Here is a 26411-nt window from a genome sequence, read left to right as displayed (position 1 = left end):
GCGCCCCTGGAGTCTAGTCGCCGACTTCCGCAGTGCCTGACGGAATACTCCTAATCCCGCCTTAACCCGACAGAACGCCCCGGAGCCTTCCCGCCGATGGACATCAAGCAGCTGAAATTCCTCTGCGCGCTGGACGAGACACGGCACTTCGGCCAGGCGGCGGCACGCTGCCACGTCACTCAGCCAACGCTCTCGATGCGGGTACGCAGCCTGGAGGAGGAACTGGGCCTTGAACTGGTGCGCCGTGGGCAGCGCTTCGAGGGTTTCACCGAGGCCGGCGAGCGCGTACTCGCCTGGGCCCGGAGCCTGCTGGCTGCGCATGACGGGCTCTACGCAGAAGCGGCGGCCTGCCGCGGCCAACTGGTCGGCACCCTGCGCCTGGGCGTGGTGCCGCTGGCAGGCTTCGACCCCATGCAGCTGATCGAGCTGTTCGCCCAGCGCCACCCGGAACTGCGCTTCCAGCTGTTCGCCCTGAGTTCGGAGAACATCCTCGAAGGCCTCGGCCGCAACCAGCTGGACCTTGGCCTGTCGTACCTCGACCGCCTCGACCGCGAACATTTCGAAAGCCTCGAACTGGCCGCTACCCGCATGGGCCTGCTGCACGACCGCCGGCACTTCCAGATCGACGGTCCGAGCCTGAGCTGGGACGCACTGGCGGAGCTGCCGCTGGGCCTGCTCTCGTCCGGCATGCACTTCCGCCAGTCCATCGACCACGGCTTCCGCAGCCGCGGCCTGGCGCCTCGGGCACGCCTGGAAACCGACGCCGTGCATCAGTTGGTGCAAGCCGTCGAGCGCGGGCTGTGCTGCGCGATCATGCCGCTGGGCAGCGGGCTGGACGCCCAGGGTGAGCACTTCGTGCTGACCCCGATCGACGACGCGCGCACCCTGTCGCCACTCGGGCTGATCCTGCGCCGCAGCGAACCACGCTCCGCGCTGGCCGAAGCCTGCTTCCGCGAAGCGGCGGTCCTGCTGGGCAGCGACTCGCCCGACCGATAAACCGCATCTATCACAACATCGACAGCAGCCATTAGACGCTGCCCCGGCATCGGCATAGGCTGGTTGCATTACTAGAACCACAGGGCTCAGCCCATGCCTTGCCTGATCACCCGCCCGGCCAGCGCCGCGGTCCGGGATGCCGTCGTGCCTGCCGACGGCTACAGCTACGTCGAACTCACCCCGCAAGGAGCCGGCGGCCGCGCCGCATTGGCCGGGGAAACCGCCCTGGCCATCGCCTACAACGGCCTCAGCCAGGCCGTGATGATGGTCTCGCCGAACGACCTGGAAGACTTCGTCCACGGTTTCAGCCTCGGTGCCGGCCTCATCGACTCCATCGACGACATCTATGACGTGAGCCTGACCGCACATGGCGAGGCCATTACCGCCGAGGTGCAGGTCAGCAATCGCGCCTTCTGGGCCCTCAAGGACCAGCGCCGGCAACTGGCCGGCAACACCGGCTGCGGCCTGTGCGGCGTCGAGGCCCTGGACCAGGCGCTGCCCGGCCTGCCGGTATTGCCGCGCGCTCCCCTGCCACCCGCCGTCCATTTCGACCACCTGCGCGAGCGGGTCAATGCCGTGCAGGAGATCGGCAGGCGCAGCGGCGCTCTGCATGCGGCGCTGTTCGTCGATGCCGCCGGCGAGATTCGCCTGTGCCGCGAGGATATCGGCCGCCACAACGCCCTCGACAAACTGGTCGGCGCGCTCAAGCGCCAGCGCCTGGAGCTGGCCGGCGGCTTCGCCGTGGTGACCAGCCGCTGCAGCCTGGAACTTATCCACAAGGCCGTGCGCGCCGGGCTCCCCACCCTGGTCAGCCTGTCCGCTCCCACCTCGCTCACCGTGCAGTGGGCCCGCGAGCACAACCTGAACCTGATCCACCTGCCCCATCGCAGCCCGCCCCGGGTCTACAGCCCGGCGCCACCAGCCGCCTGAACGAAAGAGATTCCATGAGCCTGCAGCAAGAAAACCCCCGCTACCAACCCTACAAGGGCGCCGCCGCCGGCTGGGGCGCGCTGATCAGCGTCACGCGCTTCTGGCTGGACAGCAAACAGCCGTTCAAGAACCTGCGTGCCCTGCTCAAGACCAACCAGAACGGTGGCTTCGACTGCCCTGGCTGCGCCTGGGGCGACTCCCCCGAAGACGGGCGGGTGAAGTTCTGCGAGAACGGCGCCAAGGCAGTGAACTGGGAGGCCACCAAGCGCCGCGTGGACCCAGCCTTCTTCGCCCGTCACAGCGTTACTTCGCTGCGCGAGCAGAGCGACTACTGGCTCGAATACCAGGGCCGCCTGACCGAGCCGATGCGCTACGACCCCACCACCGACCGCTACCAGCCAATCGCCTGGGACGACGCCTTCGCCCTGATCGCCCGGCACCTGAATGCGCTGGAAAGCCCCGACCAGGCCGAGTTCTACACCTCCGGTCGGGCCAGCAACGAGGCGGCCTTCCTCTACCAGCTGTTCGTCCGCGCCTTCGGCACCAACAACTTCCCCGACTGCTCGAACATGTGCCACGAGGCCAGCGGCGTAGCCCTGGGCCAGAGCGTCGGCATCGGCAAGGGCACCGTGACCTTCGATGACTTCGAGCACGCCGATGCGATCTTCGTCTTCGGCCAGAACCCCGGCACCAACCACCCGCGCATGCTCGAACCGCTGCGCGAGGCGGTGAAGCGCGGCGCCCAGGTGGTCGCCTTCAACCCGCTCAAGGAGCGCGGCCTGGAGCGCTTCCAGCACCCGCAGCACGCGCTGGAAATGCTCACCAATGGCTCCGAGCCGCTGAACACGGCCTTCTTCCGCCCGGCACTGGGTGGCGACATGGCCGCCGTGCGCGGCATCGCCAAGTTCCTCCTGCAATGGGAACGCGAAGCCCAGGCCAAGGGCGAGCCGGCAGTGTTCGACCACGCCTTCATCGCCGAGCATACCCAGGGCGTCGATGCCTACCTGGCCGTGGTGGACGACACCAGTTGGGAGCACATCGTCCAGCAGTCGGGGCTGAGCCTCGATGAAATCGAGCAGGCGGCGATCATGTACCGCCGCGCCGAGCGAGTGATCGTCTGCTGGGCCATGGGCATCACCCAGCACCATCACTCGGTGCCCACCATCCAGGAACTGGTCAGCCTGCAACTGTTGCGCGGCAATGTCGGCCGCCCAGGCGCCGGCCTGTGCCCGGTACGCGGCCACAGCAATGTGCAGGGCGACCGCACCATGGGCATCAACGACCGACCGCCTGCCGCTCTGCTCGATGCCATCGAACGGCGCTTCCAGTTCAAGGTGCCGCGTGCGAACGGCCACAACACCGTCGAGGCTATCAACGCCATGCTCGACGGGCGGGCCAGGGTCTTCATCGGCCTGGGCGGCAACTTCGCCCAGGCGACCCCGGACAGCCCGCGCACTCATCAATCCTTGCGCAATTGCGCGCTGACCGTGCAGATCAGCACCAAGCTCAACCGCAGCCACCTCACCGTGGGCGGCGACGCGCTGATCCTGCCGTGCCTGGGGCGCACCGACATCGACCGTCAGGCTGAAGGCCCGCAGGCAGTGACCGTGGAAGACTCCTTCAGCATGATCCACGCATCCTTCGGGCAGCTGGAGCCGTCGTCAAAACAGATGCGCTCGGAGCCGGCCATCATCGCCGGCATCGCCAAGGCCACCCTGGGCAACCACCCGGTGGACTGGGACGCGATGATCGCCAACTACGACCGCATCCGCGACCTGATCGCCGACACCATCCCCGGCTTCAACGACTTCAATCGCCGCGTGGCCAACCCCGGCGGCTTCCACCTGGGCAACTCGGCGGGCTCGCGGCGCTGGAACACCGCCAGCGGCAAGGCCAACTTCCACCACCACCCGCTGCCAGCAGACCTGGTCCACGCGAAGATCCGCGAGACCGGCCAGGAGCCCCACCTGATCCTGCAGACGCTGCGCTCCCACGACCAGTACAACACCACCATCTATGGCCTGGACGACCGCTACCGCGGCGTGCGCGGCCATCGCGAGGTAGTGTTCGCCAACGAGGCAGACATCCGCCGCCTGGGCTTCGAGCCGGGCGAGAAAGTGGACATGGTGTCACTCTGGTCCGATGGCGTGGACCGCCGCGTCAGCGGCTTCACCCTGCTGGCCTACGACATTCCCGCCGGCCAGGCGGCGGCGTACTACCCGGAGACCAACCCGCTGGTGCCGCTGGACAGCCACGGGGTCGGCAGCCACACGCCAACCTCCAAGTTCGTCGCCATCCGCTTCGAGAAAGCGCGACCGAGCCAGCGCATCGCGTGATGCCCTTCACGGCGCTCCCACCGGAGCGCCGTCCAACCGCCGTTCGCGAACAAGCCAGCTCCTACAGAAAAGCCGCTGCTCTTTGTAGGAGCGAGCTTGCTCGCGAAGCTTTTCTCGGACGCACCCTTGCCTCGTCTTGCGAAAAATCCGCTAGACGCGCATCAAGTAGGAAAAGGCCGAAGGGTAAACTCGGAGGGGAAAGGACGCTTTCCGTGAAAAGCCATCATTTCAATGGCATTCTGTGATAAAAACACATCAAAAGCGAAACCCTGGAATAACGCTCAGACCGCCCAAAATCGAAAAAGTTCTGACCTAAAATCAAATACTTGCATTATTTGATGAAAGTCGTGTTACTCGTCGGAACCCCCTTGCCAGAGCCTTCGCCCAAACCGAGGATCACCCCCAACATCCCCACAGAGAGATCCTCTCTATGAAGTACTCCTCGATGCTCCTGTTGTCTCTTGCGCTGGTTGGTGGCACCGCCTTCGCGGACGGCGACACCCGTGCCGGCGTCGGTGGCGCCCTGGGCGGGGTATTGGGCACTGCGGTCGGCCAGGCGGTCGGCGGCAGCACCGGCGCCGCCATTGGTGGTGGCCTTGGCGGTGCAGCAGGCGGCGCCATGGGCGCACGCCATGGCAACAAAACAGAAGCCGCCATCGGCGGTGGCCTGGGCGCCGCGGGCGGCCAGGTGCTGGGCAACAAGATGGGCGGCACCACGGGCGGCCTGATCGGCGCGGCCCTGGGTGGTGGCGCCGGTGGCGCACTGGGTAACCACTACGCCGACAGCAACCGCGACGATGACGACGACTACGATGGTCGCCGCGGCTACCGCCATGCGCGCTATGACGATCGTCGCTACGACCGCCACTGGCACGATAACGGTCGTCACCGCGGCTGGTACAAGCACAAACACAAGCACCATCGCGACTGGGATTGATCCGCGGCATAGCTAACCGCGATCAGTCCACGGAAACGACGACTGACAGCCGGGCCTCATTGCCCGGCTGTTTTCTATGCGGGACAATTTCCCCATTCCTTTTCTACTTTCAGGTTCGCAACATGCGTAAGACTCTTTCTGTTCTGGCACTGGCCCTGCTGGCCAGCCACGCCGTCGCCGACGACACCAAATCCGCCATTGGCGGCGGTGTCGGGGGCGCACTGGGCAACGTGGTGGGGGGCGCCCTGGGTGGCTCCACCGGCGCGGCCATCGGTGCTGGCGTAGGCGGTGCAGCTGGCGGCGCGATGGGTGCCAAGAACGGCAACAAGACCGAGGCAGCCATTGGCGGCGGCCTGGGTGCGGCAGGCGGCTCGGTCATCGGCAACAAGGTCGGTGGCTCCACCGGTGGCGCCATTGGCGCGGGCCTGGGCGGCGCGGCGGGCGGCGCGCTGGGCAACCACCTGGCCGACGACAACGATGACCACCACAGCAGTGGTCACAAGAGCGACCGCCACAAGGGCAAAGGCCACTACAAGCACAAACACAAGCATCACGACGACTGACCGATGCCCGTGTGAAAAAGCCCGCCGATTGGCGGGCTTTTTTGTTCATGACCGACCGATTAGGCGCAGGCGGGCAAGCAGGACAACAGCGCACTCAGCTCAGCTGGCGGTCGGCGCTCAACGCGACGGTATTCACCGCCATCGTCGGTGCGCTGCAGCCATCCGCCATCGACCAGGGCGCGCCGAAGCAGCAGGTGGTCACCCAGGCGTTCCTGAGCACGCAGGCGGCCGTTGATGTCCTTTTCACTCCACGTTTGCCGCGCCGGCAAGCGCGACCACAGCACCCAGAGGCAGGCCTCACGGTGGCTGTGTTTCTTCGGCCAGCGTTGCAGGCAGCCGGCCTCATCGAAGTAGCGCCGCCACTGCTCGACGCGGCGAAAATCCACCACGGCTTCGGGCTCTATTTCGCGGGCCAAGCGCGCCTCAGCCTGGTGGCTGGCGCGCAGCGCCTGGTAGTTGCGGAAGCCAACCGCGCGGGCCAGCAGGTTGAGCATCTCCACATGACCGGGACGTTCGGGCGATTCGTCCAATTGTCGCGTCAGGAATTTCGCCAGCACCGACATATCGGGGGCGTGGTAGGGCAAGCGTTGCCTGGACACAGTGCAATCCTCGTTGCGTGCCAAGACCTCGTGCAGGAGGTGATCGGGGGTCGCCGGCTTCCGATGCGGCACTGGGAAAGTGTGTCGGATCGTCAAAGGTGCGGGGAACCGCGTGGCAGGTTTAGCGCTCTCCATACGGAGGCGGCGACGCCTGGGTGAACTGCCGACCGGCGGCCAGCATAGGCCGGGCGCGCCACCCGGGACAAGCCCCATGTCATCCGGCCAGCCTCGTATAGGCTTGTCGGGAAGGGATCACTGGCCACAAGGAGTCATTCGTGAAAGCGCTTGCTGCCGCCGGTCTGCTGCTGTCGCTTGGCGCCGTGCAGACCGCGCACGCCGGGGACTGGCAGGTCTGCCAGATGGAAGTGGAGATCATCGGGGCGCTCAAACTGCCCGTGCGGGGCCTGGAAGGCCGCGTGGAGTCGGTCAAGCCACGGGCCGCCGGCGCGGATTGCCCGAATCGGGGCGCGCTGATCGCCTTCGAGCCGGAAAGCGCCGACTGGCAAAGCATGATCCCGCGTAAGCACTGGCCAGCGCCAGGGCAGCGGGTGTGGATGCGCTACCAGTACCTGGACGGCATCTGCAAGGGCGACGGCAACAGCCGGCCGTGCCGGATCGAGCATTATCCGATGGGGTGGTAGGTAATCGTCGCAGGAGCGAGCTTGCTTGCGAACGGAATTGCTGGCATCGCCGATGCGCGACGTGTTCGCGAGCAGGCTCGCTCCCGCAAAGAGCCCGTCAAACGCGTACCAGCACCTCCATCGCTTCCCGCAACGCAGGAGGAATCGATACCGGCCGGTTGCTCGCGCGGTCGACGAACACATGCACGAACTTGCCCGCCGCGCAGGCCAGGTCCTCGCCCTCGCGGAAGATCGCCAGTTCGTACTGAACCGAGCTGTTGCCCAGCTTGCCGACCCGCAGGCCGACCTCGATGCGCTCGGGGAAGGCCACCGGCGCGAAATAATCACAGCTGGAGCTGACCACGAAGCCCACCACCTCGCCGCCGTGGATATCCAGGCCACCGCGCTCGATCAGGTAGGTGTTCACCGCTGTGTCGAAGAAGCCGTAGTAGGTCACGTTGTTCACGTGGCCGTAGATATCGTTGTCGTGCCAGCGGGTGGTGATCGGCTGGAAGTGCGCGTAGTCGGTGCGGCTGGGGTGCTGTTCGCTCATCGGGTTCTCAGAAGGCGGCTCGGTAGATGGCCAGCGCGTCGCTCTCGCTGACATCGCGGGGATTATTCACCAGCAGGCGCTGCTGCAACATCGCATCGGCGGCCAGGCGCGGCAGGCTGGCCTCCGGTACGCCGGCATCGCGCAGGCGCGACGGCAGGCCGCTGCGCGGGCTGAGGTCGGCCAGCTCGGCGATGAACTGCTCGGTGCGGTCGGCATCGCTGCGCAGGCGCTCGCCCAGCAGCAGTGGCGCGAGCTCGGCGTAGAGCGGCGCGGCGTTGGGCGCATTGAAGCGGACCACCTCGGGCAGCACCAGCGCATTGCTCAGGCCGTGGGGAATGTGGAAGTGCCCGCCCAGCGGATAGGCCAGCGCGTGCACGGCGGCCACCGGGGCGTTGGCGAAGGCCTGACCGGCCAGGCAGGCGCCCAGCAGCATGGCCTGGCGCGCCTCGCGGTTGCCGCCATTGTGCACGGCTTCGTCGAGGTTCAGCGCCAGCAGGCGCAGCGCTTCGCGGGCCAGCAGGTCGGACAGCGGGTTCTTCTTCAGCTTGCTGGTGTAGGCCTCGATGGCGTGCACCATGGCGTCGATGCCGGTGGCGGCGGTGACCGCCGGCGGCAGGCCGAGGGTGAGGTCGGCGTCGAGCACGGCCAGGTCCGGCAGCAGGTACGGGCTGACCACGCCCATCTTGGTGGTCTCGCCGGTGGTGACGATGGCGATGGGTGTCACTTCCGAACCGGTACCCGCGGTGGTCGGCACCTGGATCAGCGGCAGGCGTGGGCCGCGAGCGTTGCCAACGCCGAAGATGTCCTTCAGCCCCTGGGATGCCGACGGATGCGCCAGCAGCGCCACCAGCTTGGCGACGTCCATCGAGCTGCCGCCGCCATAGCCGACCACCAGTTGCGCAGCCATCTTGCGAGCCTGCTCGGCGGCTGCCAGCACGACGCTTTCCGGCGGGTCGGCCACCACCTGATCGAAGACGTCCACCGCCACGCCAGCCGTGGCGAAGCCGGGCAGCACGCCGTCGAGCATGTTCAGGCGGGTGATGCCGGGATCGGTGACGATGAGCACGCGCTGGGCGCCGCGCTCGCGGCAGAGTTCACCCAGGCGGGCGGCGGAGCCACTCTCGCAGAGGATCTGCGCGGTGGTGGCGAAGCTGAAAGGCTGCATGACGGTCCCCGGTCTTGTCGTTGTAGTGCGGAAAATCCGTAGGCCACCGCTCAGTGGCCAGCCCGGGGAGCATAGCAACGCAACACATCAACCTGAAACCCTGTACCGCCAGGCGAAACGCTCATTCACCAGATGAATGGGAAGCCACGGCGCGCAAGGGAACATGGGAGCAAATTCATCCGCGATCGATTTCCGGTGGCTCCGAGCAGGCCGGTAGCACATCGCGGACGGAGCCCGCTCCCACGGGATCAGCCTCGCAGAAACGAAAAAGGCCGGCATTACGCCGGCCTCTTCTTCATCGAGGGCAGGTCAGACAGCGACCGGCGCCTTGATGTGCGGGTGGGCTTCGTAGCCGACCAGTTCGAAGTCCTCGAAGCGGAAGTCGAACAGCTCCTTCACCTCGGGGTTGATCTTCATGGTGGGCAGCGGCAGCGGCTGGCGGGTCAACTGCAGGTCGGTCTGCTCCAGGTGGTTGGCGTACAGGTGGCAGTCGCCGCCAGTCCAGATGAACTCGCCCGGCTCGAAGCCCGCGACCTGCGCGACCATCAGGGTCAGCAGCGCGTAGCTGGCGATGTTGAAGGGCACGCCGAGGAAGATGTCGGCCGAGCGCTGGTACAGCTGGCAGCTGAGCTTGCCGTCGGCGACATAGAACTGGAACAGCGCGTGGCACGGCGGCAGGGCCATTTCGTCGATCAGCGCGGGGTTCCACGCGGAGACGATCAGCCGGCGCGAGTCCGGGTTCTTCTTCAGCATCTCCATCAGGTTGGCGATCTGGTCGATATGGCGGCCGTCCGGGGCCGGCCAGGAGCGCCACTGGTAGCCGTAGACCGGGCCGAGGTCGCCGTTCTCGTCGGCCCATTCGTCCCAGATCGAGACGCCGTTTTCCTTCAGGTAGGCGATGTTGGTCGAACCTTTGAGGAACCACAGCAGTTCATGGACGATCGATCTGAGGTGGCACTTCTTGGTGGTCACCAGCGGGAAGCCTTCGGCGAGGTCGAAGCGCATCTGGTGGCCGAACACACTGTAGGTGCCGGTGCCGGTGCGGTCGCTCTTGAAGGTGCCGTGTTCGCGCACGTGGCGCATGAGGTCGAGGTACTGTTTCATCGCGAAGGTATCACCCAAAAGCCGGTCGGTGCGGCTCTGCGGCGCGGCTCCGGGGTGGGCCGCCGGCAGAACGATTCGCCCGGCAGAATCTGAACAAGCGGCAATACTAAGGGCCTGGGCCCAGTCTCGCCACCCTGGCCGACCAACACCCGATTCAAGCGGCGCCAGACCGCGCTCCCCAACCGTTCGTCTGTTGCAAGAGAGGTCGACATGTCCGAGGCACAGCCGCCCGCCTTTCCTTTTTCGCGCCGTCGCCTGCTGGCAGTGGCGTGCGCCAGTGCCGCTCTGGGCGGTGTACTGCTCAGCCCGGCCGCACGCACCTGGGCCGCGCTGACGCCCCAGGCAGCGACGGAGCTGGACGAGTTCATGACCCTGTCCCAGCGCCTGACCGGCCGCAGCAACCTCGACCCGCGCATCGGCGAACGCCTGTTCGGCGTCCTGGCCCAGCGCGACACGGCGCTGCGGCAGAGTCTCGCGGAACTGCTGGATCGCCTGGGCGACGCGCCGGCCACCTGGACCGAGCGCCAGCAGTGGCTGGCCCGGCAGATTCTCGGCGGCTGGTACCTGGGCCAGATCGGCGATGACACCAGCGCCACAGTGGTCACCTACGAACAGGCGCTGATGTTCCGCGCCGTGGACGACGTGCTGGTGATCCGCAGCTATTGCCCGAACAAGCCCGGCTTCTGGGCGGCACAACCGACCGAGCGGGGGGCCTGAGGATGGCCGATACGCAACGCGCCGATTTCGTGGTGGTCGGCTCCGGCGTCGCCGGCGCGCTGGTCGCCCATCAGCTGGCGCTGGCCGGCAAGGATGTGCTGATCCTCGAAGCCGGACCGCGCATGGGGCGCTGGGAGATCGTCGAGCGCTTCCGCAACCAGGCGGACAAGTCCGACAACCAGGCGCCCTACCCGTCCAGCCCGTACGCGCCGCATCCGCAGTTCAAGCCGGACAACCATTACCTGATCCAGAAAGGCGAACACCCCTACGACGTGCAGTACATTCGCGCCGTGGGCGGGACCACCTGGCACTGGGCGGCGTCGGCCTGGCGCTTCCTGCCCAATGATTTCAAGCTGCTCAGCCTCTACGGCGTGGGCCGCGACTGGCCCATCGAGTACGCCGAACTGGAGCCCTGGTACCAGCGCGCCGAAGAGGAACTGGGCGTCTGGGGACCGGGTGACGAAGAGCTCGATTCGCCGCGCAGCCAGCCCTACCCGATGCCGCCGTTGCCGTTGTCGTGGAACGAGCAGCGCATCAAGACCCTGCTCAACGCCAACGGCTACCGCGTGGTCACCGAGCCGGTGGCGCGCAACAGCCGGCCCTACGATGGCCGGCCGACCTGCTGCGGCAACAACAACTGCATGCCCATCTGCCCCATCGGCGCCATGTACAACGGCATCGTCCACGTCGAGAAGGCCGAGGCCGCCGGCGCCCGGCTGCTCGAGAACGCCGTGGTGTTCAAGCTGGAAAAGGGCGACGGCGGCAAGATAGTCGCGGCGCTGTACAAGGACCCGCAAGGCAACGAGGTGCGCGTCGAGGGCGACACCTTCATCCTCGCTGCCAATGGCATCGAGACGCCCAAGCTGATGCTGATGTCCGACGTCGGCAACAGCTCCGACATGGTCGGCCGCAACCTGATGGACCATCCCGGCACCGCCGTGCAGTTCTATGCCGATGAGAAACTCTGGCCGGGCCGCGGGCCGCAGGAAATGACCTCCATGGTGGGCTTCCGCGACGGCGCGTTCCGCAGCGAGTACGCGTCGAAGAAGATCCACCTGTCCAACCTCTCGCGCACCGACCAGGTGGCCGCCGAACTGATCCGCCACGGGCCGCTGCTGCTGGGCCACGACCTGGAAGCGAAGATCCGCGACCGCGCCGCGCGCTTCGTGCGCTTCGACAGCTTCCACGAAATCCTCCCGCACCCGGAGAACCGCATCGTCCCCAGCGCCACCGAGCGCGACGCCGCCGGCATCCCCAAGCCCGAATTCACCTATGCCATGGACGAGTACGTGCGCAAGAGCGCGGTGCACACCCGCGAGGTCTACGCCCACGCAGCCAAGCTGCTGGGTGGTGAGGAGGTGAAGTTCGACGACAGCTTCGCCAACAACAACCACATCACCGGCACCGTGCTGATGGGTGACGACCCGAAGGATTCGGTGGTGGATGCCCAGTGCCGCTGCCACGACCATCCCAACCTGTTCATCGCCAGCAGTGGCGTGATGCCCACCGTCGGCTCGGTGAACTGCACCCTGACCATCGCCGCCCTGGCCCTGCGCCTGGCCGAACAGCTGAAGCGGGAGGCCAAGGCATGAAGCGTCTGATCCTGCTTGCCCTGCTGGCCGCTCCCCTGGCCTCGCACGCCGCCAAGGCCCTCGATCCCGCCCCGCAGGAGCTGCTGCAGCGCGGCGAATACCTGGCCCGCGCCGGCGACTGCGCAGCCTGCCACACCGCGCCGGGCGGCAAGCCCTTCGCCGGCGGCCTGCCACTGGCCACGCCGCTGGGCGCGGTGTATTCCACCAATATCACCCCCGACCCGAAGACCGGCATCGGCAGCTACAGCTACGACGACTTCGCCCGTGCCCTGCGCGACGGCGTGGCCAAGGGCGGCACCCGCCTCTACCCGGCAATGCCCTACACCGCCTACGCGAAGATCACCGACGAGGATATGAAGGCGCTCTACGCCTGGTTCCTCGAAGGCGGCGTGCAGGCCGTCGCGCAGCCCAACCAGGATTCCGATATCGCCTGGCCGCTGAACATGCGCTGGCCGCTGGCGATCTGGAACCTGCTGTTTCACCAGGATTCGGTCTACCAGCCCAACCCGAAGCAGAGCCCGGCCTGGAACCGCGGCGGCTACCTGGTCCAGGGCCTAGCGCATTGCGGCACCTGCCACACACCGCGCGGCATGGCCTTCCAGGAGAAGGCCGTGGACGAACGCACTACCGGCTTCCTCTCCGGCGCCGCGCTGGGTGGCTGGTATGCCTTCAACATCACCCCCGACACCCACAGCGGCATCGGCGGCTGGAGCGACGCGGAGATCGCCCAGTACCTGAAGACCGGCCGCGTGCCGGGCAAGGCGCAGGCGGCCGGACCCATGGCCGAGGCGGTGCAGCACAGTTTCCAGTACATGACCGACGCCGACCTGCTGGCCATCGCCAGCTACCTGCGCAGCGTGCCGGAGGTCAGCGATGGCGAACGCAAGGCACGCTTTGCCTGGGGCGAGCCGGCGGACGATGTGGTCACCTTGCGCGGCCAGGACTTCGCCGCACAAAAGCACGGCGATGGTGCGCGCCTGTACCTGGGCAATTGCGCCAGCTGCCACTCCTGGAGCGGCGAAGGGGTGAAGGACGGCTACTACCCGATGCTGCTGAAGAACAGCGCCGTGGGCGCCCTGCAGCCGGACAACCTGGTGCAGGTGGTACTGGGCGGCGTGCACCGCAAGGTAGGCGACGAGGAGATGTTCATGCCGGGCTTCGCCGGCACGCTCAATGACGAACAGATCGCCACGCTGGTGAACTATCTCACGGCACAGTTCGGCAATCCGGAGGTAAAGGTCGACAGCGCGCGGGTCGCCGAAATCCGCCAGCCTTGAGCGGGGCTGGCGCCCTTCACCGAAGGGATCACGAGCCGGCCTGATTCGCGTTGACAGGCCGGCAGCCCCTCGTCGAAGCTGCGCCGATTCGTGGAGTTGTCCTGCAGAACAATGGAAGTCGAATGCCCAAGCCGAAGAAGCCTGCTCCACGCCCGGAGATCCTGCCGCGCAAACCCTATCGCGGATGGCTGCTGGCCGCCTGTGCCGGCCTGCTGCTGGTTGCCACCCTCGGTCTGTGGTGGTGGGTGCAGAACAGCAACCCGGCGCTGCCGGTGTCTGCCAGTGCGCCCGCCAAAGCCCCGGCATCGACTCCCGCGCCATTGGCAGTTCCACCGGCACCCACCACGACAATGGTCGACGAAGTGCAATGCCAAGGCTGCCACCAGGCACAGTTCAAGAGCTGGCAGGGTTCCCACCACCAGCAGGCGATGAAGCCAGCTGCCGAGGGCAATGTGCTGGGGGACTTCGCCAACGTCACCTTCAAGGGCGAGACCGAGACCACTCGCTTTTTCCGCAAGGAAGGCGAGTACTGGGTCAATACTCCCGGCGCCGACGGCAAGCCGGCGGACTTCAAGGTGGCCTACACCTTCGGCTTCGAACCGCTGCAGCAGTATCTCCTCGAGTATCCGGGCGGTCGCCTGCAAGCCCTCGGCGTGGCCTGGGATAGCCGCAAGCACCAGTGGTTCCAGCTGATGCCCGGCCAGGGTATCGACCACAAGGACGAGCTGCACTGGACCCGCCCGGCGCAAAACGCCAACTTCATGTGCATCGAATGCCATACCACCGGTTTCAAGCGCAATTACACCGCCACCACCGACAGCTTCGCCAGCCACTGGAACAGCCTCGGCGTCGGCTGCCAGGCCTGCCATGGCCCGGCATCCCGGCACCTTGAATGGGCGCGCAAGCCCGACCGCAGCGCGGACAAGGGGTTCGAAGTGCCGCTGCAGAACGCCAGCCAGGCGACCATCGTCGAGACCTGCGCACGCTGCCACGCGCGCCGCGCACCGCTGGCCGACGGCTTCCAGAACAAGCATCGTTTCATGGACGACTACCTGCCCAGCACGCTGACCCGCGAGCTGTACGAGATCGACGGCAAGATCAAGGACGAAGTCTTCGAATGGGGTTCCTTCACCCAGAGCAAGATGTTCGCCAAAGGGGTCCAGTGCACCGATTGCCACAACCCCCACAGCGGCGAGCTGAAGGCACCGGGCAATGGCGTCTGCCTGCAATGCCACAACACGGCGGGCAAGCCGGTGCGCCCGCAGATCGACGGCAAGGGCCTGCAGGCGAAGAACTACGACTCGCCCGAGCACACACATCACCAACCCGGTACACCGGGCGCGCAATGCACCGCCTGCCACATGCCGGGGCGTTACTACATGGTCAATGACTACCGCCACGACCATGGTTTCACCCTGCCGGACCCCGCCCATGCCCGTCGCATCAGCGCGCCGGATGCCTGCCAGGCCTGCCACCGCGACATGCCCGGCAAGCAGCTCGGCGCGAAGTTCCGCGAGTGGTTCTCCAGCGAGCTGCCGGCCAAACCCAATGCCTCCAGCAACCCAGCGCCGCGCTATGACGACACCCTGTGGAAGGCGCGCAACGGCAAGCCCGGCGCCTCCCGCGCGCTGCACCTGCTGCTGGCGACGACCGACCTGCCGGCGATCCGCCGGGCGACCCTGCTTGCCGAACTGCCCAGCTACCCCAGCCAGCGTTCGCTGGAGCTGGTGGCCCTGGGCCTGAAGGACGCCGACCCGCTGGTACGCAACGCCGCCATCGAGGCTCTGCCGGCCCTCGCGGGCGCCCCACAGCAGGCCATGCTGCTGGCGCCGTTGCTCAATGACCCGATCCGCGCCGTACGCATCGCCGCGGCCTGGCAACTGGCCCAGCTCCCGCCACCGGTTCGCGCCAGCATCGGAGCGGCCCTGGGCAAGGGTCTCGAAGAGTACGAACAGGTCCAGCACGCCCTCGCCGAGCGTGCCGAGGCCAATCTCAACCTCGCCATGCTCTACCAGCAGACCGATCGGGGCGATCAGGTGGAGCCGGCGCTGCGCGCCGCCATTCAGCGCAACCCCGACTTCCTGCCCGCGCGGGTCACGCTGATCCAGTGGCTGGAGGGCAATGGCCGGGCAGCCGAAGCCAGGCAAGCGCTGGATGAAGGCTTGCGCCTGTTCCCCGCTTCCGGCCTGCTGCACCACGTCAATGGCCTCGGCCTGGTGCGCCAGGGGCAACGTACGCAGGCGCTCAAGGAACTGCGCGAAGCGGTGCGCCTGAGCCCGGACGACGACCAGTTCCGCTTCGTCCTGGCCATCGCCCTGCATGACACCGGCGACAGCGACGGCGCCTGCCACGAGCTGGAACAACTGCTGCAGCGCCACCCTGCCAACCGGACGGCGCGCCTGGCGCTGATCGACTACCTGCGCGAAACCGGGCAATTCCAGAAGGTGCAGCAGTTCACTGCGGAACTGGAGCAGCAGAATCCGGACGATCCGGCGCTAAAACGAGAGTGAAAATTCCGACGACAGGCCGGAACCGCTGAAACTTCCAAGGCTCTGATTGGCGCGCAATCATCCAAGGAGACACCATGCGTCGCCGTTTCGCCCCTGTCGTCGTAGCCCTTACCCTTCTCCCCCTCGCCTCGGCCATGGCCGAGGACCGCAGCTTCTGGCGCGGCGTCCTCACCTCCGGCGCCACCACCGCCTCGAGCTACCTGACCAGCCGTGACGATCACAAGCTGATCGGCCCGGCCCAGGACGACGCCGCCAGCTTCATCGCCACCGATGGCGCCATCCGCGGCCCCTACCTGGAAGCCACGCTGCAGCAGATGCGCAGTGCCGACCCGGCCCTGGCGCAAGCCAGCGACGCGGAGCTGGCCTCGGCAATCCTGGCCGCCCAGCGCTGACCCACGCGAGGCGCGCGGGCAACCGCTCGCGCACCTCGCGCGGATAATCTTGGAACTCCCACCAGCCGCTGCGCCTCTCACCTGTACACGGACCTTCCGGAGGTGGAACCGATGCGTACCGCGAAACTGGCCACTGCCTTTGCCCTGCTCGCCCTGCCCGTTGCCTCGGCCATGGCCGACGGCGACTTCTGGCGCGACGTCATCTCATCCGGCGCCACAACCGCGTCGACCTACCTGACCTTCAAGCACGACAAGCTGATCGTCGCCGCCCAGGACGATGCGAGCGCGTTCGTCGCCAGTGACGGTGCGATCCGCGGCCCGTACCTGGAGGCGGCCCTCACCCGCCTGCGCAGCGACGACGCCGCGCTGCAGGACCGCAGCGACATGGAACTGGCCAACGCCATCCTCGTCCGCCGAGATGACGCACCCGCCCAGTGATACCCACCGGCGCGGCCCGTGGCGCTCGCCGCGGGCCAAGCCGGCGGGGCGCGGCTGTGTTCTACTGACACTCCAATTCCGACACGGAGTGTCCCATGAACGATCCCATCCAGCCGCTGAAGATCACCCTGATCCTGCTGATCGTCAGTGAAGGCTTCTGGCTGCTCAGCCGCCTGCTCAGCGTGGTCGGCCTGGAGATCTATTCGCTGCTGCCGTCCGCCGTCTACAACCTGATCGGCATGCTCAGCAATGTGCTGATGATCGTGCTGTTTGCGCTGCTGATCCGCCTGATCGGCCGGTTGCAGCTGAAGCCCTGAGGCCCTCTGCCGGCCCGGTTCGCTCCCACGCCGGAACGAACCCGTACAAAAAACAAGAAAGCCGCCCGAAGGCGGCTTTTTCAGTTCAACGCACCGCTCATTCGCGGTAGTCGTCCACCGGCACGCAGGCGCAGAACAGGTTGCGGTCGCCGTAGACGTTGTCCACACGGTTCACTGCCGGCCAGTACTTGAAGGCACGGGTGTGCTCGGTGGGGGTCACCGCTTCGGCGATCTGGTAGGGGCGATCCCACAGCCCGGTCACATCCGCCAGGGTGTGCGGCGCGCCCTTGAGCGGGTTGGCTTCGGCCGGCCATTCGCCGGTCTCGACCTTGGCGATCTCCGCGCGGATCGACAGCATCGCCTCGATGAAGCGGTCCAGTTCGTGCTTGGACTCGCTCTCGGTGGGCTCGATCATCAGCGTGCCCGGCACCGGGAAGGACATGGTCGGGGCGTGGAAGCCGTAGTCCATCAGGCGCTTGGCCACGTCCTCCTCGCTGATCCCGGTCTGCGCCTTGAGCGGACGCAGGTCGAGGATGCACTCGTGGGCAACGCGCTCGTTGCGGCCACGGTAGAGCACCGGGAAGGCGCCATCGAGCTGCTGGGCCAGGTAGTTGGCGTTGAGGATCGCCACCTCGGTGGCGTCGGCCAGTTGCGGGCCCATCATGGCGATGTACATCCAGCTGATCGGCAGGATGCTGGCGCTGCCCCAGGGCGCGGCGCTGACCGCGCCGTTGAGCGGGTTCGGGCCTTCGATGCGGATCACCGGGTGGTTGGCGACAAAGGGCGCGAGGTGCTTCTTCACGCCGATCGGGCCCATGCCCGGGCCGCCACCACCATGGGGAATGCAGAAGGTCTTGTGCAGGTTCATGTGCGACACGTCGGCACCGATGTCCGCCGGACGCGCCAGGCCGACCTGGGCGTTGAGGTTGGCGCCGTCCATGTAGACCTGGCCGCCGTGGCCGTGGATGACCTCGCAGATTTCGCGGATGCCTTCCTCGTACACCCCGTGGGTGGACGGGTAGGTGATCATCAGGCAGGACAGCTGCTCGCCGGCTTCGGCCGCCTTGCGCTTGAGGTCCTCCATGTCGACGTTGCCGCCCTTGTCGCACTCGACGATGACCACGCGCATGCTCGCCATGATCGCCGAGGCCGGGTTGGTGCCGTGGGCCGAAGACGGGATCAGGCAGATATTGCGGTGCGCATCGCCACGGCTTTCGTGGTACTTGCGGATCGCCAGCAGGCCGGCGTACTCGCCCTGGGCGCCGGAGTTGGGCTGCATGCAGATGGCGTCGAAGCCGGTAATCGCGCAGAGCCAGCTTTCCAGCTCCTCGATCATCAGGCGGTAGCCCTCGGCTTGCTCGCGTGGCACGAAGGGGTGCAGCGTGGCGAATTCCGGCCAGGTGATCGGGATCATCTCGCTGGTGGCGTTGAGCTTCATGGTGCAGGAGCCCAGCGGGATCATCGCCTGGTTCAGCGCCAGGTCCTTGCCCTCGAGCTGGCGCAGGTAGCGCAGCATCTCGGTTTCGCTGTGGTGGCGGTTGAAGACGGGGTGGGTCAGGTAGTCGCTGCTGCGTTGCAGCGCGGCGGGAATGCCGTCAGCGACCTGGCCGGCGTCGAGCTGCGCCACATCCAGGCCATGGCCGGCGCCCAGGAAGATGTCGAACAGGCTGGCGAGGGTCTCGGCGCTGGTGGTTTCGTCCAGGCTCACGCCCAGGCGGTCCTCGCCGACGATGCGCAGGTTCACGCGGGCGGCGCGGGCGCGCTCGACGATGGCCTGCTGCTGCGCGCCGACATCGAAGGTCAGGGTATCGAAGAAGTGCTGATTGACCGGCTTCAGGCCCTTGGCAGCGAGGCCGGCGGCCAGCACGGCAGTCAGGCGGTGCACGCGCTGGGCGATGCGCTTGAGGCCCTGCGGGCCGTGGTAGACGGCGTACAGGCTGGCGATGTTGGCCAGCAGCACCTGCGAGGTGCAGACGTTGGAGTTGGCCTTCTCGCGGCGGATGTGCTGTTCGCGGGTCTGCAACGCCATGCGCAGCGCGGTGTTGCCACGGGCGTCCTTGGACACGCCGATGATCCGGCCCGGCATGGCGCGCTTGTACTCGTCGCGGCAGGCGAAGAAGGCTGCGTGCGGGCCGCCGTAGCCCATCGGCACGCCGAAGCGCTGGGCGCTGCCCAGGACCACGTCGGCACCCAGCTCGCCCGGCGGGGTGAGCAGCAGCAGCGCGAGCAGGTCGCTGGCGACGCAGGCGATCGCCTGCTGGGCGTGCAGCGCGTCGATCAGCGGGCGCAGGTCACGCACCTCGCCACGGGTATCCGGGTACTGCAGCAGCGCGCCGAACACCTGGTGCTGACCGAGGTTGTCCACCTCGTCGACCACCACGTCGAAGCCGAAGGCTTCGGCGCGGGTCTGCACCACGGAGATGGTCTGCGGGTGGCAGTGGCTGTCGACGAAGAACAGGTTGCTCTTCGCCTTGGCCACGCGCTTGGCCAGCGCCATGGCCTCGGCGGCGGCGGTGGCTTCGTCCAGCAGCGAGGCGCTGGCGAGATCGAGGCCGGTGAGGTCGATGGTCATCTGCTGGAAGTTCAGCAGGGATTCGAGACGGCCCTGGGCGATCTCCGGCTGGTACGGGGTGTAGGCGGTGTACCAGCCCGGGTTCTCCAGCACGTTGCGCAGGATCACGGTCGGCGTCAGGGTGCCGTAGTAGCCGGTGCCGATCAGGCTGGTCCACAGCTCGTTCTTCAGCGCGTGGCCCTTCAGCTTGGCCAGTGCACCCTGCTCGTCGAGGGCGGTCGGCAGGTCCAGCGGCCGGTTCAGGCGGATGGCCGGCGGGACCGTCTGCACGATCAGGTCGTCGCGATTTTTCAGTCCCAGGGTGTCGAGCATGGCTTGCTGCTCGGCGGCATCGGGGCCCAGGTGGCGGGCGAGGAAGGCATCAGGCTGGTGCAGCTGGGAAAGCGAAGGGGTGTTCGACATGGCCACGGTCTCGAAAGGGCGTTCCCTGAAAAGAACAGGCCCCGACGAATCGAGGCCTGTGTGTACAGCAGTGTCTTACGCGTCGGCGTCGCTGGCAGCGCGGTAGCCGGCGGCGTCGAGCAGCTTGTCCAGCTCGGCCGGGTTGCTCGGCTTGAGCTTGAAGAACCACGAACCGTACGGATCGTTGTTCACTTCTTCGGGGGTGTCGGCCAGCACGTCGTTGACGGCGATGACTTCACCGCTTACCGGGGCGTAGATGTCCGAGGCGGCCTTCACCGACTCGACCACACCGGCTTCCTGGCCGGCGGCAAGGGTCTTGCCCACTTCCGGCAGTTCGACGAAGACCACGTCGCCCAGGGCTTCCTGGGCGTGGTCGGAGATGCCCACGGTGACGGTACCGTCGGCTTCCAGGCGCGCCCACTCGTGGCTGGCGGCGTAACGCAGGTCGGCGGGGATATTGCTCATCTTGTTGTTCCTCGAGGACTGGGCGACGGGCGGCAATGCCGCCCTATGCAATTTAGATCAGGGCTTTGCCATGACGCACGAAATTCGGCTGAACGACGCGAACCGGGTACCACTTACCACGGATCTCCACCTCGGCGCGATCGCCGGTGGCCGCCGGCACACGGGCCAGGGCGATGGATTTGCCGAGCGTCGGGGAGAAGCTGCCGCTGGTGATCTCGCCTTCGCCGACGCCGGCGACGCGGACCACCTGGTGGGCGCGCAGCACGCCGCGCTCTTCCAGCACCAGGCCGACCAGCTTGGGCGCATCGCCGGCGGCTTTCTGCGCTTCCAGGGCCTTGCGGCCGATGAAGTCGCGGCCTTCGGGTTCCCAGGCGATGGTCCAGCCCATGTTGGCGGCCAGCGGGGTGACGTCTTCGTCCATGTCCTGGCCGTAGAGGTTCATCCCGGCTTCCAGGCGCAGGGTATCGCGCGCGCCCAGGCCTGCCGGGGAAATACCGGCACCGACCAGGTCATTCAGGAAGCCCGGCGCTTCAAGGGCCGGCAGCATGATTTCCAGGCCGTCCTCGCCGGTGTAGCCGGTGCGGGCGATGAACCAGTCACCGTCGGCCTTGCCCTGGAAGGGCTTGAGCTCGCGGATCAGCGCGGCGCGGGCGGGAGTAACCAGCTCGGCAGTCTTCTCGCGGGCGTTGGGGCCCTGGACGGCCAGCATCGCGAGATCGGGACGTTCGGTCAGGGTGACGTCGAAGCCCTCGGTATGCGCCTGCATCCAGGCCATGTCCTTGTCGCGGGTCGAGGCGTTGACCACCACGCGGTAGCCGTACACGCCGAGGTAGACGATCAGGTCGTCGACCACGCCGCCACGCTCGTTGAGCATGCCGCTGTACAGCGCCTTGCCCGGAACCTGCAGTCGTTCGACATCGTTGGCCAGGAGTCGCTGCAGGTATTCCTTGGCCTGCGGACCGGTGACGTCGACCACGGTCATGTGGGAAACGTCGAACACGCCGCAATCGCGACGTACCTGGTGGTGCTCTTCGACTTGCGAACCGTAGTGCAACGGCATGTCCCAACCGCCGAAATCGACGATCTTGGCGCCGAGGGCGACGTGCAAATCATAGAGCGGCGTGCGCTGTCCCATGGGTGTTCTCCTTCCGGGCGAGGCGGGTGCGGAGCGCGAGTACGGCCCGCACGAAACGCGCGCATTGTAGTCGCATGACCGGACTCTGGACAGCTTGTCCGACGGCCGATTCTCAGGGCCGCACAGAACCGGTCGGTCGCGCCGAGCGACGGATCAGCCCGATCACCGGGAACAGTCCCACCAACACCAGCGTCAGCGCCGGCAGCGCGGCGCGCGCCCACTCGCCTTCGCTGGTCATCTCGAAGACGCGCACGGCCAGGGTGTCCCAGCCGAACGGACGCATCAGCAGGGTCGCGGGCATTTCCTTGAGCACGTCGACGAACACCAGTAGCGCGGCACTCAAGGCTCCGGGCACCAGTAGCGGCAGGTAGACGCGGAAGAACAACCCCGCTCCGCCGATGCCCAGGCTGCGGGAAGCTTCCGGTAGCGAAGGTCGAATCCTCGCCAGCGCACCTTCCAACGGGTTGTAGGCCACGGCCATGAAACGGATCAGGTAGGCGACCAGCAGCGCCCCGAGGCTGCCCAACAGCAAGGGCTTGCCGGCGCCGCCCAGGGCGCTGGACAGCGGAATTACCGCATGGTTATCCAGCCAGCTGAACGCCAGCATGATCGCCACCGCCAGCACCGAGCCGGGCAGCGCATAGCCCAGATTGGAGATGCCGATTGCCGAGCGCACCGCGGGCGTTGGCGACAGCCGCCGGGCGAAGGCCAGCAACAGCGCGACGGCCACCGTGATCAGTGCAGCGAAACCACCCAGGTACAGGCTGTGGAGGATCAACCCCCAGTAGCGCTCGTCGAGGTCGAAACGCCCTTTCTGCCAGACCCACACCACCAGTTGCAGCACCGGGATGACGAAGGCGCAGGCGAATACCAGCAGGCACCAGGCGCTGGCGGCGAAGGCCTTCCAGCCACGCAGCCGATACAGCGCCGCACCACGCGGGCGCTCGTTGGGCACACCGCTGCGGCCGCGGCTGTGGCGCTCGCCCAGCAGCACCAGCATGACGAACAGCAACAGCAGGCTGGCCAGCTGGGTGGCGCTGGAGAGGCTGTAGAAGCCGTACCAGGTCTTGTAGACGGCGGTGGTGAAGGTGTCGAAGTTGAACACCGACACGGTACCGAAATCCGCCAGGGTTTCCATGATCGCCAGCGCCAGCCCGGCGCCGATGGCCGGCCGCGCCATGGGCAGGGCGACGCGCCAGAAGGCGGCCAGGGGCGACAGGCCAAGCACCCGCGCCGCCTCCGTCAGGCCGCGCCCCTGGGCGAGGAAGGCGGTGCGCGCGAGCAGATAGACGTAGGGGTAGAAGACCAACACCAGCACGGTGATCACGCCGCCGGTGGAGCGCACGCGCGGCAGCCGCAGGCCGCTGCCGAACCCCTCGCGCAGCAGCGTCTGCACGGGGCCGGAGAAATCCAGCAGGCCGACGAAGACGAACGCCAGCACATAGGCCGGCACCGCGAAGGGCAGCATCAGCGCCCAGTCCAGCCAGCGTCGGCCGGGGAATTCGCAGAGACTGGTGAGCCAGGCAAGGCTGACGCCGAGCACGGTCACGCCCACCCCTACGCCGGCCACCAGCACCAGGGTATTGCCCAGCAGGCGCGTCATCTGGGTTTCCCACAGGTGCGACCAGATTTCGCGGTCGATTTCCGCCCAGCTCAGCAGCAGGACGCTGATGGGCAGCAAAACCAGGGTGGCGACGGCAAAGGTGATGGAGGTCCAGCGGTGGGTGCGCATGCGTTGCGTTATTCCAGGAGATCAGCCGGTGTTCGCAGGAAATGTCACCGAAGAACTGACGGCAACTTCCCTCATTGGTATCGAATTCGCCTGATCCTCATGCGACAGGGATAAAGCTCAAGCTAGTGCGGTCGAATCCGCCACTTTGCCATTCCAACCTGCCAAGGAAAAAGCCCATGTCCTCCCCTCGCTCTCTCTGCGGACTGCTGCTTCTGACACTGTGCGGCGCCGTTCAGGCCGACGAGCCCACTCCCATGGAGGCCTGCCTGCAAATGGCAATGACGCTCCTGGCCGAGAATCCGCAAGTACAGGAGCGCTGGCAGCAGACCTGGGTGGAGCCCTCGTCGATCCGCGAAGAGGCCTACGACGGCGAGGTGGACGGGCAGCACGCCAGCAAGCGCCTGACCGCCCAACTGCGCCGCGGCGACCAGTCGGACGGCCAGTTCATCTGCCTGCTGGCGGAGAACGGCAAGGCGCTTTCAGTGGATCACAAGGGCGACGCCGACAGCCAGTAAGGCGCCAGCGCTTCCATCAGTTCCAGCCGGCGCGGTCCATCAGCTTGATCGCTTCGGCCTGGCGCTTGCCGGCGATCTCCACCGGAATGCTGTCGGCCTTGAACTCACCCCAGGCGGCCACTTCCTGCGACGGTGCAACCTTCGGGTTGGCCGGGAACTCCTGGTTGATGCCGGCGAACAGCGCCTGGGCTTCCGCGCCGGTCATCCATTCCACCAGCTTCTTGGCTTCTTCCGGGTGCGGCGCGTACTTGGTCAGGCCGATGCCCGACAGGTTGACGTGCACGCCCCGGTCGCCCTGGTTCGGCCAGAACAGCTTCACCGGCAGCTGCGGGTTGTCCTTGTGCATGCGCCCGTAGTAGTAGGTGTTGACGATGCCGACGTCGCACTGGCCAGCGGCGATGGCCTGCAGCAGCGCGTTATCGTCGGAGAACACATCGGTAGCCAGGTTGTTCACCCAGCCCTTGAGGATTTCCTCAGTCTTCTCGGCGCCATGGGTCTCGATCAGGGTGGCGGTCAGCGACTGGTTGTAGACCTTCTTCGCGGTCCGCAGGCACAGGCGGCCTTCCCATTTCGCATCAGCCAGTTCCTCATAGGTCGACAGTTCCTCGGGCTTCACCCGCTGGGTCGAATAGGCGATGGTCCGTGCGCGCAGCGACAGGCCGGTCCAGCTGTCGGTGCCGGAGCGGTACTGCGGCGGGATGTTCGCGTCCAGGGTCGGCGAATCGAAGGGCTGCAGGATGCCCATCTTCTCGGCCTGCCAGAGGTTGCCGGCATCCACGGTGAGCAGCAGGTCGGCCGGGGTGTTGGCGCCTTCGGCCTTGATCCGCGCCATCAGTGGCGCTTCCTTGTCGGTGATGAACTTGATCTTCACCCCGGTCTTTTCGGTATAGGCGTCGAACACCGGTTTGATCAGCTCGTCGATGCGCGAGGAATAGACCACCACTTCGTCGGCGGCCTGGGCGGTGCTACCGAGGGCAGCCAGCAGGAGGGTGGCGATAAGACCTTTGCGCGCGAGCATGAGCGTGTCCTTTGCGGAGAAGAAATCCCGCAAATGATAAGGAACCTCATTTGCTACTGAGGGGCGCGTTTGTGTCGGGGTGTTTCGGGAGGGTGTGGTTTGGGGTCGCGGGGCGATCGGGGCGCAAGGCAAGAGCCCCTCACCCCAGCCCTCTCCCAGAGGGAGAGGGAGCCGGCCGACGTCTGCGGGTATCACGGAGCCCGCCGGCGATCTCTGAACGCCCAGCTCGCGCCGATCAGTCCCCTCTCCCTACGGGAGAGGGTTAGGGTGAGGGGGACCGCAGGTCGCCGTGATTAAACCCGCGCCAAGCCCGGCAAATCCCCCGACAGCCCCAGCGCCTGCCGCACAAACACACCTTTCGCCTCATGGTGCTTGTCCACCAGCCGCAACCCGGCGTTGCGCAGCCAGCGTACCGCCAGCGGGTCGGCCTGGAACAGGCGCTGGAAGCCTTCCATCGCCGCCATCATGGCCAGGTTGTGCGGCATACGACGACGTTCGAAGCGGCTCAGCACGCGTTCCTCGGCGATGTTCTCGCCACGGGCGTGGGCATGCTCGATCACCTCGGCGAGCACCGCGGCATCCAGGAAGCCCAGGTTCACGCCCTGCCCGGCCAGTGGGTGGATGGTGTGCGCGGCATCGCCGATCAGCGCCAGCCCCGGCTCCACATAGCGTTTCGCGTGGCGCTGGCGCAGCGGGATGCACAGCCGGCGATCGGCGTGTTCGATGGCGCCCAGGCGGTGCTCGAAGGCGAGCCCGAGCGCCTTGCAGAAGCCGTCGTCGTCCAGCGCCATGAGCTTCTCGGCTTGCTCGGGGGTAGTCGACCAGACAATCGAACACCAGTGCGCGTCGCCCTCCTTCGCCAGCGGCAGGAAGGCCAGCGGGCCGTCGTCGGTGAAGCGCTGCCAGGCGGTGGCCTCGTGCGGCTTCTCGCAACGTACGCTGGTAACGATGGCGTGATGCAGGTAATCCCACTCGCGGGTGGCGCAGCCGGCCAGGCGGCGCACGGCGGAATTCGCACCGTCGGCGGCGACCACCAGCGGCGTGCGGATCTCGCGGCCATCGGCGAGGGTCAGCAGCCAGTCGTCGCCGGAATGGCGCAGTTGCTCCAGGCGCGCGTTAGGCAGCAAGCCGAGTGCGGACTCGTGCAGGCGCTCCAGCAGGGCGTCCTGCACCACGCGGTTCTCGACGATATGGCCAAGCATCTCGGCATGCACGCTGGCGGCGCTGAAGTGGATCTGCCCGGTGCCGGAGCCGTCCCACACCTGCATCTCGCGGTAAGGTTCGGCGCGGCGCGCGGCGATGCCGTCCCAGGCGTGCAGGCGCTGGAGAATCCGCCGGCTGGCCTCGGACAGCGCACTGACACGCGGCTCGAAGGGCGCTTCGCGGTCGAACGGCGCGACGCTCAGCGGCGAGCCGTCCAGCAGCAGGATATCCAGCCCGCTGCCTTCCAGGGCCAGGGCCAGCGCACTGCCGACCATTCCCGCCCCGACGATTACCAGATCCGCGTGCATGTGCGTTCCTTCTTC

At 66.9% G+C, this 26411-nt stretch carries 24 protein-coding genes; 14 read left to right on the top strand and 10 right to left on the bottom strand.

The window, feature by feature from the left end; genetic code table 11:
• Positions 1-96: 96 nt before the first annotated feature.
• From A9513_RS28960 to A9513_RS28940, 5 genes are all read left to right on the top strand, one after another.
• Positions 97-996: a LysR family transcriptional regulator gene (locus tag A9513_RS28960; protein WP_065086227.1), complete on the top strand. Its 900-nt coding sequence runs from the start codon at positions 97-99 to the stop codon at positions 994-996.
• 93 nt (positions 997-1089) lie between these two features.
• Positions 1090-1926 carry a formate dehydrogenase accessory sulfurtransferase FdhD gene (fdhD, locus tag A9513_RS28955; protein WP_083196249.1) on the top strand — a complete coding sequence of 279 codons (837 nt, stop codon included), beginning with the start codon at positions 1090-1092 and terminating at the stop codon, positions 1924-1926.
• A gap of 14 nt (positions 1927-1940) precedes the next feature.
• Complete coding sequence (locus A9513_RS28950; protein ID WP_065086226.1) at positions 1941-4262, top strand: FdhF/YdeP family oxidoreductase; 2322 nt, start codon at positions 1941-1943, stop codon at positions 4260-4262.
• Positions 4263-4692: 430 nt separating this feature from the next.
• Entirely contained in the window at positions 4693-5199 is a 507-nt protein-coding gene (locus A9513_RS28945) for a hypothetical protein (protein ID WP_038803491.1), read from the top strand.
• 122 nt (positions 5200-5321) lie between these two features.
• Positions 5322-5762 (top strand): glycine zipper domain-containing protein, encoded by a 441-nt coding sequence (locus A9513_RS28940; protein WP_065086225.1) that lies wholly within the window; start codon positions 5322-5324, stop codon positions 5760-5762.
• A gap of 59 nt (positions 5763-5821) precedes the next feature.
• On the opposite strand, the gene A9513_RS28935 is transcribed toward A9513_RS28940, so the two are convergent.
• A complete protein-coding gene (locus tag A9513_RS28935) occupies positions 5822-6361 on the bottom strand; it encodes a DUF2087 domain-containing protein (protein WP_024767395.1) in 540 nt (179 codons plus the stop codon).
• A 275-nt stretch (positions 6362-6636) separates the two neighbouring features.
• On the opposite strand from A9513_RS28935, the gene A9513_RS28930 reads away from it, so the two are divergent.
• Positions 6637-7002: a hypothetical protein gene (locus A9513_RS28930; protein ID WP_024767394.1), complete on the top strand. Its 366-nt coding sequence runs from the start codon at positions 6637-6639 to the stop codon at positions 7000-7002.
• 97 nt (positions 7003-7099) lie between these two features.
• Here A9513_RS28930 and A9513_RS28925 read toward each other — a convergent pair whose 3' ends face one another.
• The 3 genes from A9513_RS28925 to A9513_RS28915 all read right to left on the bottom strand — a co-directional run bounded on the left by A9513_RS28925 (position 7100) and on the right by A9513_RS28915 (position 9803).
• Positions 7100-7534, bottom strand: a complete 435-nt coding sequence (locus tag A9513_RS28925; protein WP_037016398.1) for a thioesterase family protein — start codon at positions 7532-7534, stop codon at positions 7100-7102.
• 7 nt (positions 7535-7541) lie between these two features.
• Positions 7542-8699: an iron-containing alcohol dehydrogenase gene (locus tag A9513_RS28920; protein WP_065086224.1), complete on the bottom strand. Its 1158-nt coding sequence runs from the start codon at positions 8697-8699 to the stop codon at positions 7542-7544.
• A 309-nt stretch (positions 8700-9008) separates the two neighbouring features.
• On the bottom strand, positions 9009-9803 hold the full coding sequence (locus tag A9513_RS28915; RefSeq protein WP_065086276.1) for a thymidylate synthase: 795 nt from the start codon (positions 9801-9803) through the stop codon (positions 9009-9011).
• 210 nt (positions 9804-10013) lie between these two features.
• On the opposite strand from A9513_RS28915, the gene A9513_RS28910 reads away from it, so the two are divergent.
• From A9513_RS28910 to A9513_RS28880, 7 genes are all read left to right on the top strand, one after another.
• The gene (locus A9513_RS28910; RefSeq protein ID WP_024767390.1) at positions 10014-10520 is read left to right on the top strand and encodes a sugar dehydrogenase complex small subunit; all 507 of its coding nucleotides are present in this window, start codon (positions 10014-10016) and stop codon (positions 10518-10520) included.
• A gap of 2 nt (positions 10521-10522) precedes the next feature.
• Positions 10523-12112, top strand: coding sequence for a GMC family oxidoreductase (locus A9513_RS28905; protein WP_065086223.1), 1590 nt, complete (start codon positions 10523-10525; stop codon positions 12110-12112).
• Positions 12109-13389 (top strand): cytochrome c, encoded by a 1281-nt coding sequence (locus A9513_RS28900; RefSeq protein WP_065086222.1) that lies wholly within the window; start codon positions 12109-12111, stop codon positions 13387-13389. The genes A9513_RS28905 and A9513_RS28900 overlap by 4 nt, the downstream gene beginning before the upstream one ends.
• 122 nt (positions 13390-13511) lie before the next feature.
• Positions 13512-15899, top strand: a complete 2388-nt coding sequence (locus A9513_RS28895) for a tetratricopeptide repeat protein (RefSeq protein ID WP_065086221.1) — start codon at positions 13512-13514, stop codon at positions 15897-15899.
• Positions 15900-15973: 74 nt separating this feature from the next.
• Positions 15974-16291: a DUF2388 domain-containing protein gene (locus A9513_RS28890; RefSeq protein WP_024765732.1), complete on the top strand. Its 318-nt coding sequence runs from the start codon at positions 15974-15976 to the stop codon at positions 16289-16291.
• Positions 16292-16402: 111 nt separating this feature from the next.
• On the top strand, positions 16403-16729 hold the full coding sequence (locus tag A9513_RS28885; protein ID WP_024765733.1) for a DUF2388 domain-containing protein: 327 nt from the start codon (positions 16403-16405) through the stop codon (positions 16727-16729).
• 95 nt (positions 16730-16824) lie between these two features.
• The gene (locus tag A9513_RS28880; RefSeq protein ID WP_024765734.1) at positions 16825-17046 is read left to right on the top strand and encodes a hypothetical protein; all 222 of its coding nucleotides are present in this window, start codon (positions 16825-16827) and stop codon (positions 17044-17046) included.
• Between the two features lie 97 nt (positions 17047-17143).
• Here the strand turns inward: A9513_RS28880 and gcvP are convergent, their stop codons facing one another.
• From gcvP to A9513_RS28860, 4 genes are all read right to left on the bottom strand, one after another.
• Positions 17144-20020 (bottom strand): aminomethyl-transferring glycine dehydrogenase, encoded by a 2877-nt coding sequence (gene gcvP, locus A9513_RS28875; RefSeq protein WP_065086220.1) that lies wholly within the window; start codon positions 20018-20020, stop codon positions 17144-17146.
• 75 nt (positions 20021-20095) lie between these two features.
• Positions 20096-20485, bottom strand: coding sequence for a glycine cleavage system protein GcvH (gene gcvH, locus A9513_RS28870; protein WP_024765736.1), 390 nt, complete (start codon positions 20483-20485; stop codon positions 20096-20098).
• Positions 20486-20537: 52 nt separating this feature from the next.
• Positions 20538-21620 carry a glycine cleavage system aminomethyltransferase GcvT gene (gene gcvT / locus A9513_RS28865; RefSeq protein ID WP_024765737.1) on the bottom strand — a complete coding sequence of 361 codons (1083 nt, stop codon included), beginning with the start codon at positions 21618-21620 and terminating at the stop codon, positions 20538-20540.
• Positions 21621-21732: 112 nt separating this feature from the next.
• On the bottom strand, positions 21733-23352 hold the full coding sequence (locus tag A9513_RS28860) for an iron ABC transporter permease (RefSeq protein ID WP_065086219.1): 1620 nt from the start codon (positions 23350-23352) through the stop codon (positions 21733-21735).
• Between the two features lie 176 nt (positions 23353-23528).
• On the opposite strand from A9513_RS28860, the gene A9513_RS28855 reads away from it, so the two are divergent.
• Positions 23529-23867 carry a hypothetical protein gene (locus A9513_RS28855; protein ID WP_024765738.1) on the top strand — a complete coding sequence of 113 codons (339 nt, stop codon included), beginning with the start codon at positions 23529-23531 and terminating at the stop codon, positions 23865-23867.
• Positions 23868-23883: 16 nt separating this feature from the next.
• On the opposite strand, the gene A9513_RS28850 is transcribed toward A9513_RS28855, so the two are convergent.
• Both A9513_RS28850 and A9513_RS28845 read right to left on the bottom strand, forming a co-directional pair.
• Positions 23884-24885 carry an extracellular solute-binding protein gene (locus A9513_RS28850; protein WP_065086218.1) on the bottom strand — a complete coding sequence of 334 codons (1002 nt, stop codon included), beginning with the start codon at positions 24883-24885 and terminating at the stop codon, positions 23884-23886.
• Positions 24886-25178: 293 nt separating this feature from the next.
• A complete protein-coding gene (locus A9513_RS28845) occupies positions 25179-26396 on the bottom strand; it encodes a 2-octaprenyl-3-methyl-6-methoxy-1,4-benzoquinol hydroxylase (protein ID WP_065086217.1) in 1218 nt (405 codons plus the stop codon).
• Positions 26397-26411: the final 15 nt, after the last annotated feature.

The sequence above is a fragment of the Pseudomonas sp. AU12215 genome, assembly GCF_001675465.2.
Classification (GTDB): domain Bacteria; phylum Pseudomonadota; class Gammaproteobacteria; order Pseudomonadales; family Pseudomonadaceae; genus Pseudomonas; species Pseudomonas nitroreducens.
Note: the sequence above shows the minus strand (reverse complement) of the source record. Positions and strands in the feature narration are given on the sequence as shown.

Excerpts from the sequence above, each read along its gene's own strand:
- A9513_RS28925 (WP_037016398.1), bottom strand. The coding sequence starts at position 7,534 with ATGAGCGAACAGCACCCCAGCCGCACCGACTACGCGCACTTCCAGCCG.
- A9513_RS28845 (WP_065086217.1), bottom strand. The coding sequence starts at position 26,396 with ATGCACGCGGATCTGGTAATCGTCGGGGCGGGAATGGTCGGCAGTGCG.
- A9513_RS28920 (WP_065086224.1), bottom strand. The coding sequence starts at position 8,699 with ATGCAGCCTTTCAGCTTCGCCACCACCGCGCAGATCCTCTGCGAGAGT.
- A9513_RS28860 (WP_065086219.1), bottom strand. The coding sequence starts at position 23,352 with ATGCGCACCCACCGCTGGACCTCCATCACCTTTGCCGTCGCCACCCTG.
- fdhD (WP_083196249.1), top strand. The coding sequence starts at position 1,090 with ATGCCTTGCCTGATCACCCGCCCGGCCAGCGCCGCGGTCCGGGATGCC.
- A9513_RS28850 (WP_065086218.1), bottom strand. The coding sequence starts at position 24,885 with ATGCTCGCGCGCAAAGGTCTTATCGCCACCCTCCTGCTGGCTGCCCTC.
- A9513_RS28895 (WP_065086221.1), top strand. The coding sequence starts at position 13,512 with ATGCCCAAGCCGAAGAAGCCTGCTCCACGCCCGGAGATCCTGCCGCGC.
- A9513_RS28940 (WP_065086225.1), top strand. The coding sequence starts at position 5,322 with ATGCGTAAGACTCTTTCTGTTCTGGCACTGGCCCTGCTGGCCAGCCAC.
- A9513_RS28960 (WP_065086227.1), top strand. The coding sequence starts at position 97 with ATGGACATCAAGCAGCTGAAATTCCTCTGCGCGCTGGACGAGACACGG.
- A9513_RS28900 (WP_065086222.1), top strand. The coding sequence starts at position 12,109 with ATGAAGCGTCTGATCCTGCTTGCCCTGCTGGCCGCTCCCCTGGCCTCG.
- A9513_RS28855 (WP_024765738.1), top strand. The coding sequence starts at position 23,529 with ATGTCCTCCCCTCGCTCTCTCTGCGGACTGCTGCTTCTGACACTGTGC.
- gcvH (WP_024765736.1), bottom strand. The coding sequence starts at position 20,485 with ATGAGCAATATCCCCGCCGACCTGCGTTACGCCGCCAGCCACGAGTGG.
- A9513_RS28950 (WP_065086226.1), top strand. The coding sequence starts at position 1,941 with ATGAGCCTGCAGCAAGAAAACCCCCGCTACCAACCCTACAAGGGCGCC.
- A9513_RS28880 (WP_024765734.1), top strand. The coding sequence starts at position 16,825 with ATGAACGATCCCATCCAGCCGCTGAAGATCACCCTGATCCTGCTGATC.
- A9513_RS28945 (WP_038803491.1), top strand. The coding sequence starts at position 4,693 with ATGAAGTACTCCTCGATGCTCCTGTTGTCTCTTGCGCTGGTTGGTGGC.
- A9513_RS28910 (WP_024767390.1), top strand. The coding sequence starts at position 10,014 with ATGTCCGAGGCACAGCCGCCCGCCTTTCCTTTTTCGCGCCGTCGCCTG.
- A9513_RS28915 (WP_065086276.1), bottom strand. The coding sequence starts at position 9,803 with ATGAAACAGTACCTCGACCTCATGCGCCACGTGCGCGAACACGGCACC.
- A9513_RS28890 (WP_024765732.1), top strand. The coding sequence starts at position 15,974 with ATGCGTCGCCGTTTCGCCCCTGTCGTCGTAGCCCTTACCCTTCTCCCC.
- gcvT (WP_024765737.1), bottom strand. The coding sequence starts at position 21,620 with ATGGGACAGCGCACGCCGCTCTATGATTTGCACGTCGCCCTCGGCGCC.
- A9513_RS28905 (WP_065086223.1), top strand. The coding sequence starts at position 10,523 with ATGGCCGATACGCAACGCGCCGATTTCGTGGTGGTCGGCTCCGGCGTC.
- A9513_RS28885 (WP_024765733.1), top strand. The coding sequence starts at position 16,403 with ATGCGTACCGCGAAACTGGCCACTGCCTTTGCCCTGCTCGCCCTGCCC.
- gcvP (WP_065086220.1), bottom strand. The coding sequence starts at position 20,020 with ATGTCGAACACCCCTTCGCTTTCCCAGCTGCACCAGCCTGATGCCTTC.